13 protein-coding genes are annotated in these 15167 nt (G+C 70.0%); 10 read left to right on the top strand and 3 right to left on the bottom strand.

The window, feature by feature from the left end; genetic code table 11:
• The first annotated feature begins 5 nt into the window (after window positions 1–5).
• Entirely contained in the window at window positions 6–1178 is a 1173-nt protein-coding gene (gene ispG / locus Ato02nite_RS06480) for a flavodoxin-dependent (E)-4-hydroxy-3-methylbut-2-enyl-diphosphate synthase (protein ID WP_213005452.1), read from the top strand.
• Between the two features lie 175 nt (window positions 1179–1353).
• Entirely contained in the window at window positions 1354–2589 is a 1236-nt protein-coding gene (locus tag Ato02nite_RS06475) for a glycosyltransferase family 2 protein (protein ID WP_213005451.1), read from the top strand.
• A gap of 1 nt (window position 2590) precedes the next feature.
• On the opposite strand, the gene Ato02nite_RS06470 is transcribed toward Ato02nite_RS06475, so the two are convergent.
• Window positions 2591–3430 (bottom strand): GNAT family N-acetyltransferase, encoded by an 840-nt coding sequence (locus Ato02nite_RS06470; RefSeq protein ID WP_213005450.1) that lies wholly within the window; start codon window positions 3428–3430, stop codon window positions 2591–2593.
• 124 nt (window positions 3431–3554) lie between these two features.
• Here Ato02nite_RS06470 and Ato02nite_RS06465 point away from each other — a divergent pair, with 124 nt between their 5' ends.
• Window positions 3555–4154 (top strand): PadR family transcriptional regulator, encoded by a 600-nt coding sequence (locus Ato02nite_RS06465; protein ID WP_213005449.1) that lies wholly within the window; start codon window positions 3555–3557, stop codon window positions 4152–4154.
• Window positions 4155–4323: 169 nt separating this feature from the next.
• Here the strand turns inward: Ato02nite_RS06465 and Ato02nite_RS06460 are convergent, their stop codons facing one another.
• The gene (locus Ato02nite_RS06460) at window positions 4324–5292 is read right to left on the bottom strand and encodes an LLM class F420-dependent oxidoreductase (RefSeq protein WP_213005507.1); all 969 of its coding nucleotides are present in this window, start codon (window positions 5290–5292) and stop codon (window positions 4324–4326) included.
• Between the two features lie 131 nt (window positions 5293–5423).
• On the opposite strand from Ato02nite_RS06460, the gene Ato02nite_RS06455 reads away from it, so the two are divergent.
• From Ato02nite_RS06455 to Ato02nite_RS06445, 3 genes are read left to right on the top strand one after another with little or no spacing between them, the layout of a single operon-like run.
• A complete protein-coding gene (locus Ato02nite_RS06455; protein WP_213005448.1) occupies window positions 5424–6242 on the top strand; it encodes an ABC transporter ATP-binding protein in 819 nt (272 codons plus the stop codon).
• A complete protein-coding gene (locus Ato02nite_RS06450; RefSeq protein ID WP_213005447.1) occupies window positions 6239–8380 on the top strand; it encodes a YhgE/Pip domain-containing protein in 2142 nt (713 codons plus the stop codon). Before Ato02nite_RS06455 ends, Ato02nite_RS06450 begins: the two co-directional genes overlap by 4 nt.
• Window positions 8381–8395: 15 nt before the next feature.
• Window positions 8396–8983, top strand: a complete 588-nt coding sequence (locus Ato02nite_RS06445) for a TetR/AcrR family transcriptional regulator (protein ID WP_213005446.1) — start codon at window positions 8396–8398, stop codon at window positions 8981–8983.
• Here Ato02nite_RS06445 and Ato02nite_RS06440 read toward each other — a convergent pair.
• A complete protein-coding gene (locus tag Ato02nite_RS06440) occupies window positions 8980–9321 on the bottom strand; it encodes a MerR family transcriptional regulator (protein WP_213005445.1) in 342 nt (113 codons plus the stop codon). The two genes, Ato02nite_RS06445 and Ato02nite_RS06440, sit on opposite strands and share 4 nt — an antisense overlap.
• Window positions 9322–9968: 647 nt before the next feature.
• On the opposite strand from Ato02nite_RS06440, the gene Ato02nite_RS06435 reads away from it, so the two are divergent.
• The 4 genes from Ato02nite_RS06435 to Ato02nite_RS06420 all read left to right on the top strand — a co-directional run bounded on the left by Ato02nite_RS06435 (window position 9969) and on the right by Ato02nite_RS06420 (window position 15091).
• Entirely contained in the window at window positions 9969–11492 is a 1524-nt protein-coding gene (locus Ato02nite_RS06435) for an amino acid permease (protein ID WP_213005444.1), read from the top strand.
• A 65-nt stretch (window positions 11493–11557) separates the two neighbouring features.
• On the top strand, window positions 11558–12904 hold the full coding sequence (locus Ato02nite_RS06430) for a glutamine synthetase family protein (protein WP_213005443.1): 1347 nt from the start codon (window positions 11558–11560) through the stop codon (window positions 12902–12904).
• 63 nt (window positions 12905–12967) lie between these two features.
• The gene (locus Ato02nite_RS06425; RefSeq protein ID WP_213005442.1) at window positions 12968–14326 is read left to right on the top strand and encodes an aldehyde dehydrogenase family protein; all 1359 of its coding nucleotides are present in this window, start codon (window positions 12968–12970) and stop codon (window positions 14324–14326) included.
• A complete protein-coding gene (locus Ato02nite_RS06420) occupies window positions 14327–15091 on the top strand; it encodes a 3-oxoacyl-ACP reductase (protein ID WP_213005441.1) in 765 nt (254 codons plus the stop codon). It begins immediately after the preceding gene.
• The last annotated feature ends 76 nt before the right edge of the window (window positions 15092–15167 follow it).

Genomic DNA, 15167 nt, shown 5'->3' with positions numbered 1-15167 from the left:
CACAAGTGACCGCTATCAGTCTCGGTATGCCCGCCGTTCCCCCGCCGCCGCTGGCGCCCCGGCGCAAGAGCCGCCAGATCATGGTGGGCAGCGTGCCGGTGGGCGGTGGTGCCCCGGTCAGCGTGCAGTCGATGACGACCACGCTCACCTCCGACATCAACTCCACCCTCCAGCAGATCGCCGAGCTCACGGCGTCGGGCTGCCAGATCGTCCGGGTCGCGGTGCCGTCCCAGGACGACGTCGAGGCGCTCCCCGCGATCGCCAAGAAGTCGCAGATCCCGGTGATCGCCGACATCCACTTCCAGCCGAAGTACGTTTTCGCGGCGATCGACGCCGGCTGCGCGGCGGTCCGGGTCAACCCGGGCAACATCCGCCAGTTCGACGACAAGGTCAAGGAGATCGCGAAGGCGGCCGGTGACGCCGGCATCCCGATCCGGATCGGTGTCAACGCGGGCAGCCTCGACAAGCGGCTGCTGGAGAAATACGGCAAGGCCACGGCCGAGGCCCTGGTCGAGTCGGCGCTGTGGGAGTGCTCGCTGTTCGAGGAGCACGGCTTCCGGGACATCAAGATCTCGGTGAAGCACAACGACCCGGTCGTGATGATCCGCGCCTACCGTCAGCTCGCCGAGCAGTGCGACTACCCGCTGCACCTCGGCGTCACCGAGGCCGGCCCGACCTTCCAGGGCACGATCAAGAGCTCGGTGGCGTTCGGCGCGCTGCTCGCCGAGGGCATCGGGGACACCATCCGGGTGTCGCTGTCCGCCCCGCCGGTTGAGGAGATCAAGGTCGGTAACGCGATCCTGGAGTCGCTGGGCCTGCGCGAGCGTGGCCTCGAGATCGTCTCCTGCCCGTCCTGCGGCCGGGCCCAGGTCGACGTCTACACGCTGGCCGAGCGGGTCACCGCCGCGCTGGAGGACCTGCCGGTCCCGCTGCGGGTGGCGGTCATGGGCTGCGTCGTGAACGGCCCCGGCGAGGCCCGTGAGGCCGACCTCGGTGTCGCCTCCGGTAACGGCAAGGGCCAGATCTTCGTGAAGGGCAAGGTCATCAAGACCGTGCCCGAGTCGATCATCGTGGAGACGCTGGTCGAGGAGGCGCTCCGGCTGGCCGACGAGATGGGCGCCGAACTGCCGGACGAGTTGCGCGAGCTGCTCCCCGGCGCGCAGGTGACCGTGCATTAACTTTGCGGGTCGGTAATCCGCGAAACGGGATGAACACCCGATCGCGGGCTGTGAGGTTGATTCGGGGCGTGTTAGTTTCGCGGGCCTGTACCGGAGATGAATCTTTGGTCGTTTGGCGGTGCCTTCTACGCTGGCACCGCCAAACCCCCCGAACCCGCCGAAAGTGATAGCTGACATGCCGGAAGCTCCGGATGACCTAGAGGTCACCGTTCTGCTGCCCTGCCTCAACGAGGCCGAGACGCTGGAGGTCTGCGTCCGCAAGGCGCTGGGCTCCTTGGCCGAGCTCGGCGTCCGCGGCGAGGTGCTGGTCAGCGACAACGGCTCGACCGACGGCTCGCAGGCGATCGCCACCGCGGCCGGTGCCCGCGTGGTGCACGCGCCGATCCGTGGTTACGGCGGCGCGCTGCTCAACGGCATCGAGCAGGCCCGCGGCAAGTACATCATCATGGCCGACGCCGACGACTCCTACGATCTGGCCAACCTCGGCCCGTTCGTCGAGGGCCTGCGCGCCGGGCACGACCTGGTGATGGGCAACCGGTTCCGCGGCGGCATCATGCCCGGCGCCATGCCGCCCCTGCACCGCTACCTCGGCAACCCGGTGCTGTCGTGGCTCGGCCGGGCGCTGATCGGGCTCAAGGGCGTCAACGACTTCCACTGTGGCATCCGCGGCTTCCACCGGGAGCGCATCCGCGAGCTCCAGCTGTGCATGCCCGGCATGGAGTTCGCCTCCGAGCTGGTGGTGCGGGCCAAGTTCTCCGGTTACGACATGGCCGAGGTGCCGACGACGCTGCGTCCCGACGGCCGCAGCCGCCCGCCGCACCTGCGCACCTGGCGCGACGGCTGGCGGCACCTGCGCTTCCTGCTGGTGTTCGCGCCGCGCCGCACGCTGGTCTGGCCCGGCCTGATCATCTTTCTGGTCGGCCTGGTCAGCACGGTCGCGCTGGCCACCGGTCCGCGGGCCATCGGCGGCGTGGAGTTCGACATCAACGCCCTGGCGTACGCCTGTGTGGCGGTCCTGGTCGGTTTCCAGCTGATCCTGTTCGGTGGCTACGCCGAGTTGTACGGACGGTTCGAAGGCCTGGTCCGCGACCGCGACCTGAGTCGATGGACCCGCTGGCTGAGCTTCGAACGCTGCGTGGCGCTGGGCCTGTCGGTGATCGCCCTGGGCGTGGCCGGCACCATCGCGGCCGTGGCCGACTGGGGTGCGGCCGACTTCGGCGACCTGGACCCGCGCGGCACGATCCGCCTGGTGCTGCCGTCGGCCACCGCGATCGCGATCGGTGTGGTGGGCGTTTTCGCCGGCCTGTTCTCCAGCCTGCTGACCCTGCGCGGGGTCCGCAAGGACACCGTCCTCACCGAGCGCATCCCGCGCCAGCGTCAGCGCGACCGCGACCTGACCCCGACCGCGTAATTTAGAACAGCACCGTCGCGAACGAGCCGGCCGAGGCGAATCCGCACCGTGCGTAGACGTGCCGGGCCGCCACGTTGTAGTCGTTCACGTAGAGACTCACCGTGGGTGACACCCGGCGCAGCGCGTCGCGCACGACGGTGGCCATCGCGGGGGCGGCCAGGCCGCGCCCGCGAAACTCCGGATCGACCCAGACGCCCTGGACCTGTGTCGTGCGCCGGGTGACGATGGCCAGCTCGGCCTTGAAGATCACCCGGTCACCGACGAACCTCGCGTAGGCCCTCTTGCCCTTGACCAGCTCGGCTATGCGCCGCTTGTAGCCGCGCCCGCCGTCGTCGAGCAGTGGCGAGACGCCGACCTCTTCGGTGTACATCGACACGGCGGCCGGGAAGAGCGCGTCGACCTCGTTGGGCCGCACGAGCCGCACCTCGGGGTCGGGCGCGATGGCCGGATCGTGGTCGGCGACCAGCAGCGGCTGGTTGGGCCGCACGTCACGGGCCCGCCCCCAGTAGCCGCCGAGCCGGTCCCACAGATCGAGGACGGCTTCCGACCGGCCGATGATCGACGAGCAGATGCGCGGCTCGGAGCCGAGCATGTCGGCGAAGGCCGCGGTGGCCGCCGGCGTCGAGCAGACCGGCACGAGATGAGCGCCCGACCAGATGATCGACTCGACCTTCCGGCCCGTCCCGTACCCGAAGATGCGGCCGTCGGAGCGCCACCAGTTCAGCCCGTGGGCGGCCACCCGCTCGGCGATCTGGGCGCCCGCGTAGGGATCGCGATCGAGGATCCGCTCGACCGCCGCACGCTCGGACTCCCCGAGCTGGCGAATGGGCACCGTCAGCACAGGTATCACATTGCCAGATCCGGGCCTGCTGACACGTGCCGCAACCCCCTCTCCGCAAGAAACCCTTGCATCCGATGCGTTGCCGATATATCGTCAAACTATCGACAACAGAACGGAGATAGTCATGAGGTTCCAAACTGAGGGTCACCCCGGTCACGGCCGTCGCATGCGCGGCGGAGGTTTCGGTTTCCCGTTCGGGCCCGGCGGCCCCGACTTCGGCGCAGGCTTCGGCCCCGGCGGCGGTCCATTCGGTCCCGGCCAGCGCGGCCATCGCCGCGGCGGCCGTGGCAGCCGGCTCAACGTCCGCCCCGCGGTCCTCGCGCTCCTGCTCGAGCGGCCGATGCACGGCTACGAGATGATCCAGGAGCTCGACGCCCGCACCAACGGCATCTGGCGGCCGAGCCCCGGCTCGATCTACCCCACCCTCCAGCTCCTGGAGGACGAGGGCCTCATCGAGCCCGAGGCATCCGGCGGCCGCAAGAGTTACCACCTCACCGACGCCGGGCGCCCCGAGGCCGAGACGGCCGCTCAGAATCCGCCGTGGGCCAGCATCGGCGACGACACCATGTCCCAGGTGCAGGACTTCCGCGATGCGGCGGTCGGCATCATGGGCGCGCTGCGGCAGGTCGGTTTCAGCGGCACCCCGGAGCAGCGTCAGAAGGCGCTCGAGGTGCTCAGCGAGACCAAGCGCAAGCTTTACGCGATCCTCGCCGACAGCGAGTAAATCAAGGGGCAGACGAAGAAAGGCGCATCCCTCGGGGTGCGCCTTTCCGTCGTTCCAGCTTTATTTGAATACGCCGTCGGGCTGCCCCAACCGCAATACCCCGAACCGCCGCGGCGGCGGCCATCTGCAACACCGGGCCGTCGCGGGCTTCCGGCCCGGGACGCGGAGATCAGCCGCGAGCGCCCAGGTCGGTCAGGGTCTCGATCAGGGTGGGGAAGCCGCCGGACTCCAAGGCCGGGGTCGGCAGCAGGGCCATCACCGGGACCTTGATGCCGGCCGCGGCGTAGGACTCGACCTTGGCCCGGCACTCGTCGGGGTGGCCGTGGACTATCAGGTCGTCGACCAGGCTGTCCGGGATTGCGGCCAGGGCGGCTTTGCGGTCGCCGGCCGACCATGCCTGCCACATCGGGGTCAGGACTTCGGTGCGGCCCAGCCAGCGGTGAAAAGCCGCGTAGGCCGGGACGGTCAGGTAGGCCGTGATCAGGCGGCGGCCGATCGCCCGGGCGTAGTCGGCGTCCTCGGTGGGGCATACGAAGATGCGGGCCGCCACCTCGAAATCTTCGCCCGCGGCCTTCGTCTCGGTCAGGGCCGTCTGGACGTCGGCGGGGGAGAGCCAGTTCAGGATCACGCCGTCGGCCTCGGCGGCGGCCAGGCGGAGCATGCCGGGGCGCAGCGCGGCCAGCAGGATCTGCGGTGGCGTGGCCGGTGGGCGCTCCAGGCGGAAGCGGCGCAGGGCGAACGTGCCGTAGTCGTGGTCGACCGTCTCGCCGGCCAGGGCCGCCTTCAGGAAGCGGAGCGTGTCGCGGCTGCGGGCGTACGGCTCGGTGAAGTCGACCGCGTTCCAGTCGCCGACCACCACCGGTGAGGACGAGCCGATGCCCAGCTGGAAGCGGCCGGGGGCGGCCTCGGCCAGGGCGGCCGCCGTCATCGCGAGCAGGCCGGGACCGCGGGTGAAGACCGGGGCGATCGCGGTGCCCAGCCGCATCCGTGGTTGCCAGGCCGCGGCCAGGGTGAGCGGGGTGAACGCGTCGGTGCCGTTCACCTCCGAGGACCACAGGTCGGTGAAGCCGGCGTCCGCCAGTGCCTGGTAGACGGCCTGGTGGCCGGACAGCGGAACTCCACTCAACGGCACGGTCATGCCCCATCGCATCGACATGCGTTCGATCCTGCCTGGCCTGCCCCAGTGAGGTCTACCACCGCGGCGTGGAATAGATCTCCTTCCCGGGTATGTTTTTGCACTGACTGGTCAGTTCAAATAGGGAGTCGGTCATGTCGGTGCTCACCGCCCGGGCCGTCGGCGTCCGCCGGCATCGTCACTGGCTGTTTCGCGACCTCGACGTCTCGGTCGAGCCGGGTGAGATCGTCGCGGTGGTCGGGCCGCCCGGCAGCGGGCGCACGACGGTGCTGCTCAGCCTGGCCAAACGGTTCCGGCTCGCGGCCGGGCAGGTCACGGCGGAGGGGCGGGTGGCGCTCGGCTACGTGCCCGAGGTGACCGAGCCGGAACCGGTGTTCACCGTCACCGAGCACGTCCGCGAGCGGCTGTCGCTGCTCGGCCGGCGTCGGCGCGAGGCCGCGGACGTCGACCTGTACGGGCTCGACCCGCACGCGAGGGGCCGCGACCTCTCGCCGTACCAGAAGCAGCTGCTCGGCCTGGTGCTGGCCCGGCTGGAACGGCCCGCGGTGATCGCGCTCGACGGCCTGGACGACGGCCTCGACCAGCGCGAGCAGGCAGCCCTGCTGCACCACCTGACCCAGATCGCCGCGAGCGGCCCGGCCGTGGTGCTCACCGCCCGCGAAGTCGATCGGTCGGCCGTGAGCACGGTGATCGACCTCGGCTCCGGCCACGCCGGCGCCGAGCAAATGCCCGAAGCGGCGGCCGAACCCGAGCCGTCCGAGCTGTCCGAGCCGTCCGAGCCGTCCGAGCCGTCCGAGCACTCCGGTGCCGACCGCCCGCTCGACTCTCGGGGCGGCGCACCGTCCGCGAAGGACGGTGCTGAGGCCGTACGCGAAAAGCCGGAAGAGGAAGCCGCGGCCGGCGGCGAAGAGAAGGCGGACGGCGAAGCCGGCGCCGATGAGGGGGAGCGGTGAGCTTTTCGACGTTGTCGCTGGCGGGGCTGGAGCTGCGGAGGTTTCTGCGGAGCCGGCTGACCGCGGCGGCTCTCGCGGTCCTGGCGGTGGTTCCGCTGCTGTACGGGGCCCTGTACCTGTATGCGTTCTGGGATCCCTACGGCCGCCTGAATCACATCCCGGCGGCCCTCGTGGTGGAGGACCGGACGGCCACCGCGACCGACGGCACGACGGTGCACGCGGGCCAGGACCTGGCCGACGAGCTGATCGACCGGCAGATCTTCGACTGGCATGTGGTGGACGAGTCGGCCGCCGAGAAAGGCCTGGAAAACGGCAAATATCAGATTCTGCTGAGGATCCCGGCGGACTTCTCGGCTGATCTGGTGACCGGGCCGGACGACGCGGTGACCGCCGAGTCCGCGCAGCTCACCGCGGTCAGCGACGACTCGACCAACTATCTGTCCGGTGTGTTCGCCCGGACCGCGTTCGACGAGGTGCGGGCCGCGGCGGCGGCGAGCGCGTCGGCCGGTTACTACGACAAGATGCTGATCGGGTTCACCGACCTGAAGTCCCGGACCCAGGAGGCCGCCGACGGTGCCGCCCAGGTCGAGAGCGGCGTGGCCGACGCCGAGAGCGGAGCCGGCCGGCTGTCCGGCGGCATCGACGACGCGCACGACGGGGCCGGGCAGCTCGCCGGCGGGCTCGGCACCGCCGCCGCCGGCCTGAACACCCTGACCGACGGTCTCGCCGAGCTGAACACCGGCGCGCGGCAACTGGCCGGTGGCACCGCCGAGGCGGCCGCCGGGGGTAGGCAGCTGGCCACCGCGGTGGACGGCGCGGCCGACCGGATCGTGCCGGTGCTGCGGGACAACGCCGACACCATCCAGGACGCGGCGAACCAGGTCGCGACCGGAGCGGACACCCTGGCCGCCAACATCGGCGCCATCGACAGCGCCGCCGGTCAAGCCGTGCACGATGCCAAGCAGCTGCGGGACTACCTGGACGGGCTGCCCGCCGACACGCCCGGGCTGGCCGACGCGAAGGCGCTCGCCGCGAGTCTGGTGACCGCGGCCGAGAAAGTGCAGGACACCGTGGATCAGGCCGACCTGGACGGGCTGCGCGCCGAGCTCGAGCAGGTCGCGTCGACGGCCCGGCAGGTGGCGGCGGCCGCGCCGCACCTGGCCGACGACATCCAGGCCGCGCGCAGCCGGGTCGACCAGCTCGCCGCCGGGCTGAACCAGCTGGCCGCCGGCGCGAAGCAGCTGCAGACCGGCACCGACCAGTTGCACGACGGCGCTGCCCGGATCACGAACGGCGTCTACCGGTTGAGGACCGGCGCGCAGCAGCTCGACGGCGGTCTCGGCACGCTGTCCACCGGCGGGCATCAGCTCGCCGACGGGCTCGGCCAGCTGCAGGGTGGTGCGACGCGGTTGGCATCGGGGCTGGCGGACGGCGCCGACCAGATCCCGAGCTACGGCGACGACCCGTCGGACCGGGCCGACGTGCTGGCCGATCCGGTTTCGCTGGACCGCAGCGTGCGCAACCCGGCCGGGACCTATGGCGTCGGCTTCGCGCCCTACTTCCTTGCGCTGGCCCTGTGGGTCGGCGCGATGATCACCTACATGGTGTTGCGCCCGCTGAACCGGCGGCACCTGATGTCCGGCGCGCCGGCACCCCGGGTCGCGCTCGCCGGACTGCTGCCGGCCGTGGCGGTCGGGCTCACCCAGGCCACGCTGCTCTACGCGGTGGTCCGGTTCGGGCTCGGGCTGTCGCCGGTCCATCCGCTGCTGACCTGGGGACTGCTGCTGCTCACGGCCACGGCCTTCGCGGCGCTCATGCAGCTGATCGGGGCCGCGCTCGGCGCGCCCGGCCGGATCGTCGCGCTCGCCCTGCTCATGCTGCAGCTCACCTCCTCCGGAGGCACCTATCCGGTGCAGACCACGCCGGGCTTCTTCCAGGCGATCCACCCGCTGCTACCGATGACGTACGTGGTGGAAGCCGTCCGGCACGCCGTCGACGGGGGTGCCTCGGGGCCGGTGGTCACGGGGGTGGTGGCGTTGCTCGCCTACGGCCTGGGATCGTTGGTGCTGACGGTGCTCGTGGCGTACCGGTCGCGGCGGTTGACGCCGTCGGCCCTGCACCCCGAGCTGGCCATCTGAGGGAGCGGGGCGACGGTGACGGACGGCAGGAGCCGGCGGCGGGAGGACACCCGGCAGCGGCTGTACGAGGCGGCCGTCGAGCTCATCGCCGAGCAGGGCTTCTCGGCAACCACGGTGGACGACATCGCGCTGCGGGCCAAGGTCGCCAAGGGCACCGTCTACTACAACTTCAAGTCGAAGAACGACCTGTTCGAGGAGCTGTTGCGGCACGGCATCGGCCTGCTCACCGCGGCTTTCCGGCAGGCGGTCGAGGGGCTGCCGCCGCGCGAGGCGGTGGGCGCGCTGATCCGCACCCAGCTGGAGTACATCCGTCGCTACCAGGCGTTCGCCCAGTTGCTGCTGTCCGAGATGTGGCGCACCAACCGGGAGTGGCACCAGACCCTGATCCTGCTGCGCGAGCAGGCGATCGGCGTGATCGCCGAGACCGTGCAGGCCGGCGTCGACTCCGGCGATCTGCCGGGCGACCTGGACGTGCGGGTCGCCTCGGCGGCGCTGTTCGGCGTCGGCCTGGTGGTGGCCGTCGACTGGCTGGTGTTCCAGCCGGAACGCCCGATCGAGGACGTCGAGGAGTCACTTCTCGCCATCGTGCGGCGAGTGGGTTAGGCGGCCGTCGTCTTGGTGGGCTGGGAAGCGTCGTCGCCCTCGGTGATGCTGCCGCCGAGTTCGAGGATGTGCCGGTGGGCCGCGGCCAGCCGGTCCTCGAGGGTCACGATGCGGCAGGCCGCGGTGAGCAGGACGCCCTCGTCGAGCAGTTGCCGGACGCGGACGGCGAGTTGGAGCTGGTGCCGGGAGTAGCGGCGGTGGCCGCCGAGGGAGCGCTCGGGCTCGATCAGGCCCGCGGCGCCGAGACTGCGCAGGAAGGCCGGGGTTACGCCGATCATGTCGGCGGCGCGGCCCATGGTGTACGCCGGGTAGTCGGCGTCGTCAAAAGTCGTGCTCATTGCCTTTCCGGGGGTGGTTTCGGTCAGGGAGACAGTCCAAGGCCCCGGCGGGTAACCGGGGCCCTGGCTTTTCAATTCTGATGCCGACCGTCGTCGGCGCATGCGGTCGTCCGTCTGCGTGCCGCTAACGGACGGCCTGAGTGATGGGCATCGGCTGCGATCACCTCTTGTCGGGTCGGGGACGTTGCGATTTCGCGTTGCTGCGGTATCTCGTCCTCCTTAGCCAACTCAGGGTCTGCCAGTTGCTTGTCGGCTGTGCGTGGCCGACTGGAGAAAGACTATGCCTGACGCGGCGTTATTTCTAGTACCGCGGCTGTAGATTTTTCGGACAAAACGTCTGACCGCTGGTGGCTAGAAGTAAGAGCGGCGGTGCGGAGCGGGCGCCGGACGCGGCAAAGCCGCGCTTGAGAGAGGTGACCGCGCCCCGCACCGCCGCGGGAGCAGGGGCGACTGGACAGCCCCTGCGTGTCGCGAAGCCTGCCGAGGGCTCGCGTGTCGTGTCCGTTCTGCGGATGAGTGTGCGGGTTGGCGGGCATCACCGGCAACGCAATTAACGTTGATCATTGACGCGCGTAACAACCCGGCGAGATCATCACGGCACGCGGTGGCCCAGGTCACAGCGCCCCCCTCGGTCAAGGGAGTCGCAGATGAGCGTCAACCCCACACCCAGCACCGACGAAGAACGTCTCGCCCAGCTCGGCTACCAGCAGGAACTGCATCGCCGACTCTCCGGCTTCTCGAACTTCGCGGTCTCCTTCTCGATCATTTCCATCCTCGCCGGCGCGATCACGTCGTACGGCATCGCCATGACCGCCGGTGGCCCCCTCGCCATCACGCTCGGCTGGCTCTTCGTCGGCATCATGGTCACCGTGGTGGCCCTGGCCATGGCGGAGGTCTGCTCGGCCTACCCGACGGCCGGCGCCCTCTACTGGTGGGCGGCCGCGCTGGCCAAGCGCAACAAGGCCGCCTGGGCCTGGTTCGTGGGATGGTTCAACTTCCTCGGCGAGGTCGCCGTCACGGCGGCCATCGACTTCGGCGCGGCGATCACCACGGCGGCGTTCCTGAGCCTGACCTTCGACATGGAGGTCACGCCGGGGAGGACGTTCCTGATCTTCCTGGTGATCATCATCGTGCACGGCCTGCTCAACACGTTCGGCGTGAGCCTGGTCCGGTTGCTCTCCGATGTCAGTGCCTGGTGGCACCTGGTCGGCGTGGCCGTCATCGTGGTGCTGCTGACGGTGATCCCGGACCAGCACAAGCCGATCTCCGAGGTCTTCACCGAGGTGCACAACGCGACCGGCTTCACCTTCGCCGGGGCGGGCGTCTACGCCGTCCTCATCGGACTGCTGATGGCGCAGTACACGTACACCGGTTACGACGCGTCGGCGCACGTGGCCGAGGAGACGCACGACGCCTCCCGGGCCGCACCGCGCGGCATCGTGCTGTCCGTCGTCGTCTCGGTGATCGCCGGTTTCGTGCTGCTGGTCGCGATCACCTGGTCCATTCAGGATTACGAGGCGGAGCGGACCACGTCGCTCGGACTGCCGCCCGCGCAGATCTTCATCGACGCGGTCGGCCACAACACCGGCACGTTCCTGCTGTTCATCTGCATGGTCGCGCAGTGGTTCTGCGGCATGGCCTCGGTCACCGCGAACTCCCGGATGTCGTACGCGTTCGCCCGCGACGGCGCGCTGCCCGGCTCGCGGCTCTGGAAGCAGGTCAACCCGCGGACCGGCACGCCGACCAACTCGATCTGGCTGTGCGTGACCCTGTCGGTCATCCTCGTGCTGCCCTCGCTGTGGAACACCACGGCGTACCTCGCGGCCACGTCCATCGCGGTCATCGGCCTCTACATCGCGTACGTGGCGCCGGTCTTCCTCCGCCGGCGGAACCCCGACTTCGTGCCGGGGCCGTGGAATCTCGGCAAATGGAGTGCGCCGATCGGCTGGATCGCGATCGTCTGGGTACTGATCATCTGTGTGCTGTTCGTGCTGCCGACGGCCGGTCCGATCTCGGCGACCAACTTCAACTACACGATCGTCGCGGTGGCGGTCGTGGTCGGCGCCGCGACCATCTGGTGGTTGGCCAGCGCCAAGAACTGGTTCACCGGACCGCGGCAGAACCTGATCGAAAAAGCCGCACACGGCGAGCCGACCCTGCCGACCGAATGATGTAGTTGCTCCCGGGGGACGGGCGCTCGCCCGTCCCCCACCGCCGTCTGCGAAGGACTTCTGCCATGGACCTCGAGGAGCTCGACGTCGCCGTCGACAACGGCAGCATCGACACCGTGCTGTTGGCCCTGACCGATATGCAGGGCCGGTTGCAGGGCAAACGCCTGCACGGCCGCTACTTCATGGACGAGGTGGCCAGCGGCGGCAGCGAGGGGTGCAACTACCTGCTCGCGGTCGACGTCGACATGAACACCGTCGACGGTTACGAGATGTCGTCCTGGTCGAGCGGCTACGGCGACTTCGTGATGCGGCCCGACTTCAGCACCCTGCGCAAGGTGCCCTGGCAGCCGGGCACCGCGATGGTCCTGGCCGACCTGTTCACCACCGACGGCGACCCGGTCTACGCGTCGCCCCGGCAGATCCTGCAGCGGCAGTTGGAGCGGCTGGCGGCGCACGGGCTGACCGCGTTCGCCGGCACCGAGCTCGAGTTCGTCCTCTACAAGGACACCTACGAGCAGGCCTTCGACAAGCACTACCGCGACCTGATCCCGGCCAATCAATACAACGTCGACTACTCGATGCTCGGCACCGCCCGGGTCGAGCCGCTGCTGCGCCGCATCCGCAACGAGATGTACGGCGCCGGCCTCCAGCCGGAGAGCGCCAAGGGCGAGTGCAACTTCGGCCAGCACGAGATCGCGTTCCGCTACGCCGACGCGGTCACCGCGGCCGACAACCACGTGATCTACAAGAACGGCGCCAAGGAGATCGCCGCCCAGGAGGGCATGGCGCTCACCTTCATGGCCAAGCCGAACGCCCGCGAGGGCAACTCCTGCCACATCCACTTCTCGCTGCGTGGCGAGGACGGGCGCTCGGCCATGCTCGGCGACGGTCCCGCGCACCTGAGCGTCATCGGGCAGCGGGTGACGGCCGGGCTGCTGGCCACGCTGCGCGAGTTCAGCCTGCTGTTCGCTCCCAACATCAACTCGTACAAGCGCTATCAGCCCGGCTCGTTCGCGCCCACCGCGCTGCGCTGGGGCGTCGACAACCGCACCTGCTCGCTGCGGATGGCCGGCCACGGCCAGGGCATGCGAGTGGAGAACCGGGTGCCGGGCGGCGACGTCAACCCCTACCTGGCGATCGCGGCGCTGGTCGCCGGCGCGGTCTACGGCATCGAGCACGAGCTGGAGCTGGAACCCGAGTTCACCGGCAACGCCTACGACGACGCGACGGCCGGCCGGGTGCCCGGCACGCTGCGCGAGGCCCAGGGGCTCTGGCTCGGCAGCGACATCGCCCGGGAGGCGTTCGGCGCCGAGGTGGTCGGCCACTACGCCAACATGGCCCAGGTCGAGCTGACCGCGTTCGACGCGGCGGTGACCGACTGGGAGCTGAGCCGCGGCTTCGAGCGGATGTGAGACGCGCCGGATCCGGCAGATCATGCGTGCTTGTTGTGTAAGGATCGCGCCAGGGAGGTATGCGTGACAACTGACGTGATCAACCCGTCCACCGGGCAGGTATTGACCAGCGTCCCCTCGCTGGGGGTGGCGGAGACCGACGCCGCGATCGAGCGGGCCGCGCGGGCCTTTCCGGACTGGCGCGCGGTCGCGCCGGGTGACCGGGCGCGACTGCTGCGGCGCTTCGCGGCGGTGGTCGACGAGCACATCGACGAGCTCGCCGATCTCGAGGTCCGCAACGCGGGCCACACGATCGGCAACGCCCGCTGGGAGGCCGGCAACGTCCGGGACGTCCTGAACTACTACGCCGGTGCGCCGGAACGGCTGATCGGCAAGCAGATCCCGGTGGCCGGCGGCCTCGACGTCACGTTCCACGAGCCGCTCGGCGTGGTCGGCATCATCGTGCCGTGGAACTTCCCGATGCCGATCGCCGGCTGGGGGTTCGTCCCGGCGCTGGCGGCCGGCAACACGGTCGTGCTCAAGCCGGCCGAGCTGACCCCGCTCACCGCGATCCGCCTCGGCGAGCTGGCCCTCGAAGCGGGAATTCCGGAAGGTGTCTTCCAGATCGTGCCGGGCAAGGGCTCGATCGTCGGGCAGCGGTTCGTCACCCATCCGGCGGTCCGCAAGGTCTGCTTCACCGGCTCCACCGACGTCGGCAAGTCGATCATGGCGGGCTGCGCCGACCAGGTGAAACGGGTGACCCTCGAGCTGGGCGGCAAGAGCGCCAACATCGTCTTCGCCGACGCCGACCTGGAGAAAGCCGCGGCCGGGGCGCCCGGTTCGGTCTTCGACAACGCCGGTCAGGACTGTTGCGCCCGGTCCCGGCTGCTTGTGCAGGAGTCGGTCTACGACAAGTTCCTGGCCCTGCTCGAGCCGGCGGTTTCGTCCTTCCGGGTGCTCGATCCGTCGGACGCGGCCGCCGAGATGGGCCCGCTGATCTCGGCCGGTCATCGGGAGACGGTCGCCTCCTATGTGGACGGCGCCGACGTGGCGTTCCGGGGGTCGGCTCCGGACGGCGACGGCTGGTGGTTCCCGCCGACCGTGCTGCTGGCCCGCTCGACCGACGACCGGCACTGGCGCGAGGAGGTCTTCGGGCCGGTGCTGTCGGTGCTGCCGTTCTCCGACGAGGAAGACGCGATCCGCCTCGCCAACGACACCGAGTACGGCCTGTCCGGCTCGCTCTGGACCCGTGACCTCGGCCGGGCGCTGCGGGTGTCGCGGGCCGTGGAGACCGGCGCGCTCAGCGTCAACAGCCACTCGTCGGTGCGGTACTGGACGCCGTTCGGTGGCATGAAGCAGTCCGGTCTCGGCCGCGAGCTCGGCCCGGACGCGCTGCTCGGCTTCACCGACGTGAAGAACGTGTTCATCTCGATGGGAGATTAAGTGGAGCGTCTGCAGGATCGCGTCGCCGTCATCACCGGTGCCGGCAGCGGAATCGGGCTGGCCACCGCTCGGCGGTTCGCCGCGGAGGGTGCGAAGGTCGTCGCGGTGGACATTTCCCCCGACGCCGGCAAGGCGGCCGCGGAGGAGACCGGCGGCGAGTTCGTGGCCTGCGATGTCAGCGACGAGGAGCAGGTCAAGGCGCTGTTCGACGGGGTCGCCGAGCGGCACGGGCGGGTCGACATCGCCTTCAACAACGCCGGCATCTCACCGCCCGACGACGACTCGATCCTGGTCACCGGGATCGACGCGTGGGAGCGGGTCATCCGGGTCAACACGACCAGCGTCTTCTTCTGCTGCAAGTACGCGATCCCGCACATGCAGCGGCAGGGCAAGGGCTCGATCATCAACACGGCCTCGTTCGTGGCCCTGCTCGGCGCGGCCACCTCGCAGATCGCCTACACGGCGAGCAAGGGCGGGGTGCTCGCGATGACCCGGGAGCTCGGCGTGCAGTTCGCCCGCGAGGGCATCCGGATCAACGCGCTCTGCCCCGGGCCGGTGGCGACCCCACTGCTGATGGATCTTTTCGCGAAGGATCCGGAGCGGGCCGCCCGCCGGCTCGTGCACGTCCCGATGGGCCGGTTCGCCGAGCCCGCCGAGATCGCGGCGGCCGTTGCGTTCCTCGCCAGCGACGACGCCTCCTTCATGACGGCGTCGCAGTTCGTCGTCGACGGCGGCATCACCGGCGCATATGTAACTCCGCTGTGATGTTTTAACACGCCTGCCCCCGGGGAACGATCTGTGATACGTCCGACAGAGATCGGGCGCAGGGGTCGAATCCCCG

Source organism: Paractinoplanes toevensis, assembly GCF_018332695.1.
In the GTDB taxonomy this organism is placed as follows: domain Bacteria; phylum Actinomycetota; class Actinomycetes; order Mycobacteriales; family Micromonosporaceae; genus Actinoplanes; species Actinoplanes toevensis.
The sequence above is the reverse complement of the archived record's forward strand: the minus strand, read 5'-3'. Positions and strand labels throughout refer to the sequence as shown.

Coding starts and splice junctions, on each gene's coding strand:
- Ato02nite_RS06475 (WP_213005451.1), top strand. CDS start 1,354: ATGCCGGAAGCTCCGGATGACCTAGAGGTCACCGTTCTGCTGCCCTGC.
- Ato02nite_RS06465 (WP_213005449.1), top strand. CDS start 3,555: ATGAGGTTCCAAACTGAGGGTCACCCCGGTCACGGCCGTCGCATGCGC.
- Ato02nite_RS06460 (WP_213005507.1), bottom strand. CDS start 5,292: ATGACCGTGCCGTTGAGTGGAGTTCCGCTGTCCGGCCACCAGGCCGTC.
- Ato02nite_RS06455 (WP_213005448.1), top strand. CDS start 5,424: ATGTCGGTGCTCACCGCCCGGGCCGTCGGCGTCCGCCGGCATCGTCAC.
- Ato02nite_RS06440 (WP_213005445.1), bottom strand. CDS start 9,321: ATGAGCACGACTTTTGACGACGCCGACTACCCGGCGTACACCATGGGC.
- Ato02nite_RS06435 (WP_213005444.1), top strand. CDS start 9,969: ATGAGCGTCAACCCCACACCCAGCACCGACGAAGAACGTCTCGCCCAG.
- Ato02nite_RS06430 (WP_213005443.1), top strand. CDS start 11,558: ATGGACCTCGAGGAGCTCGACGTCGCCGTCGACAACGGCAGCATCGAC.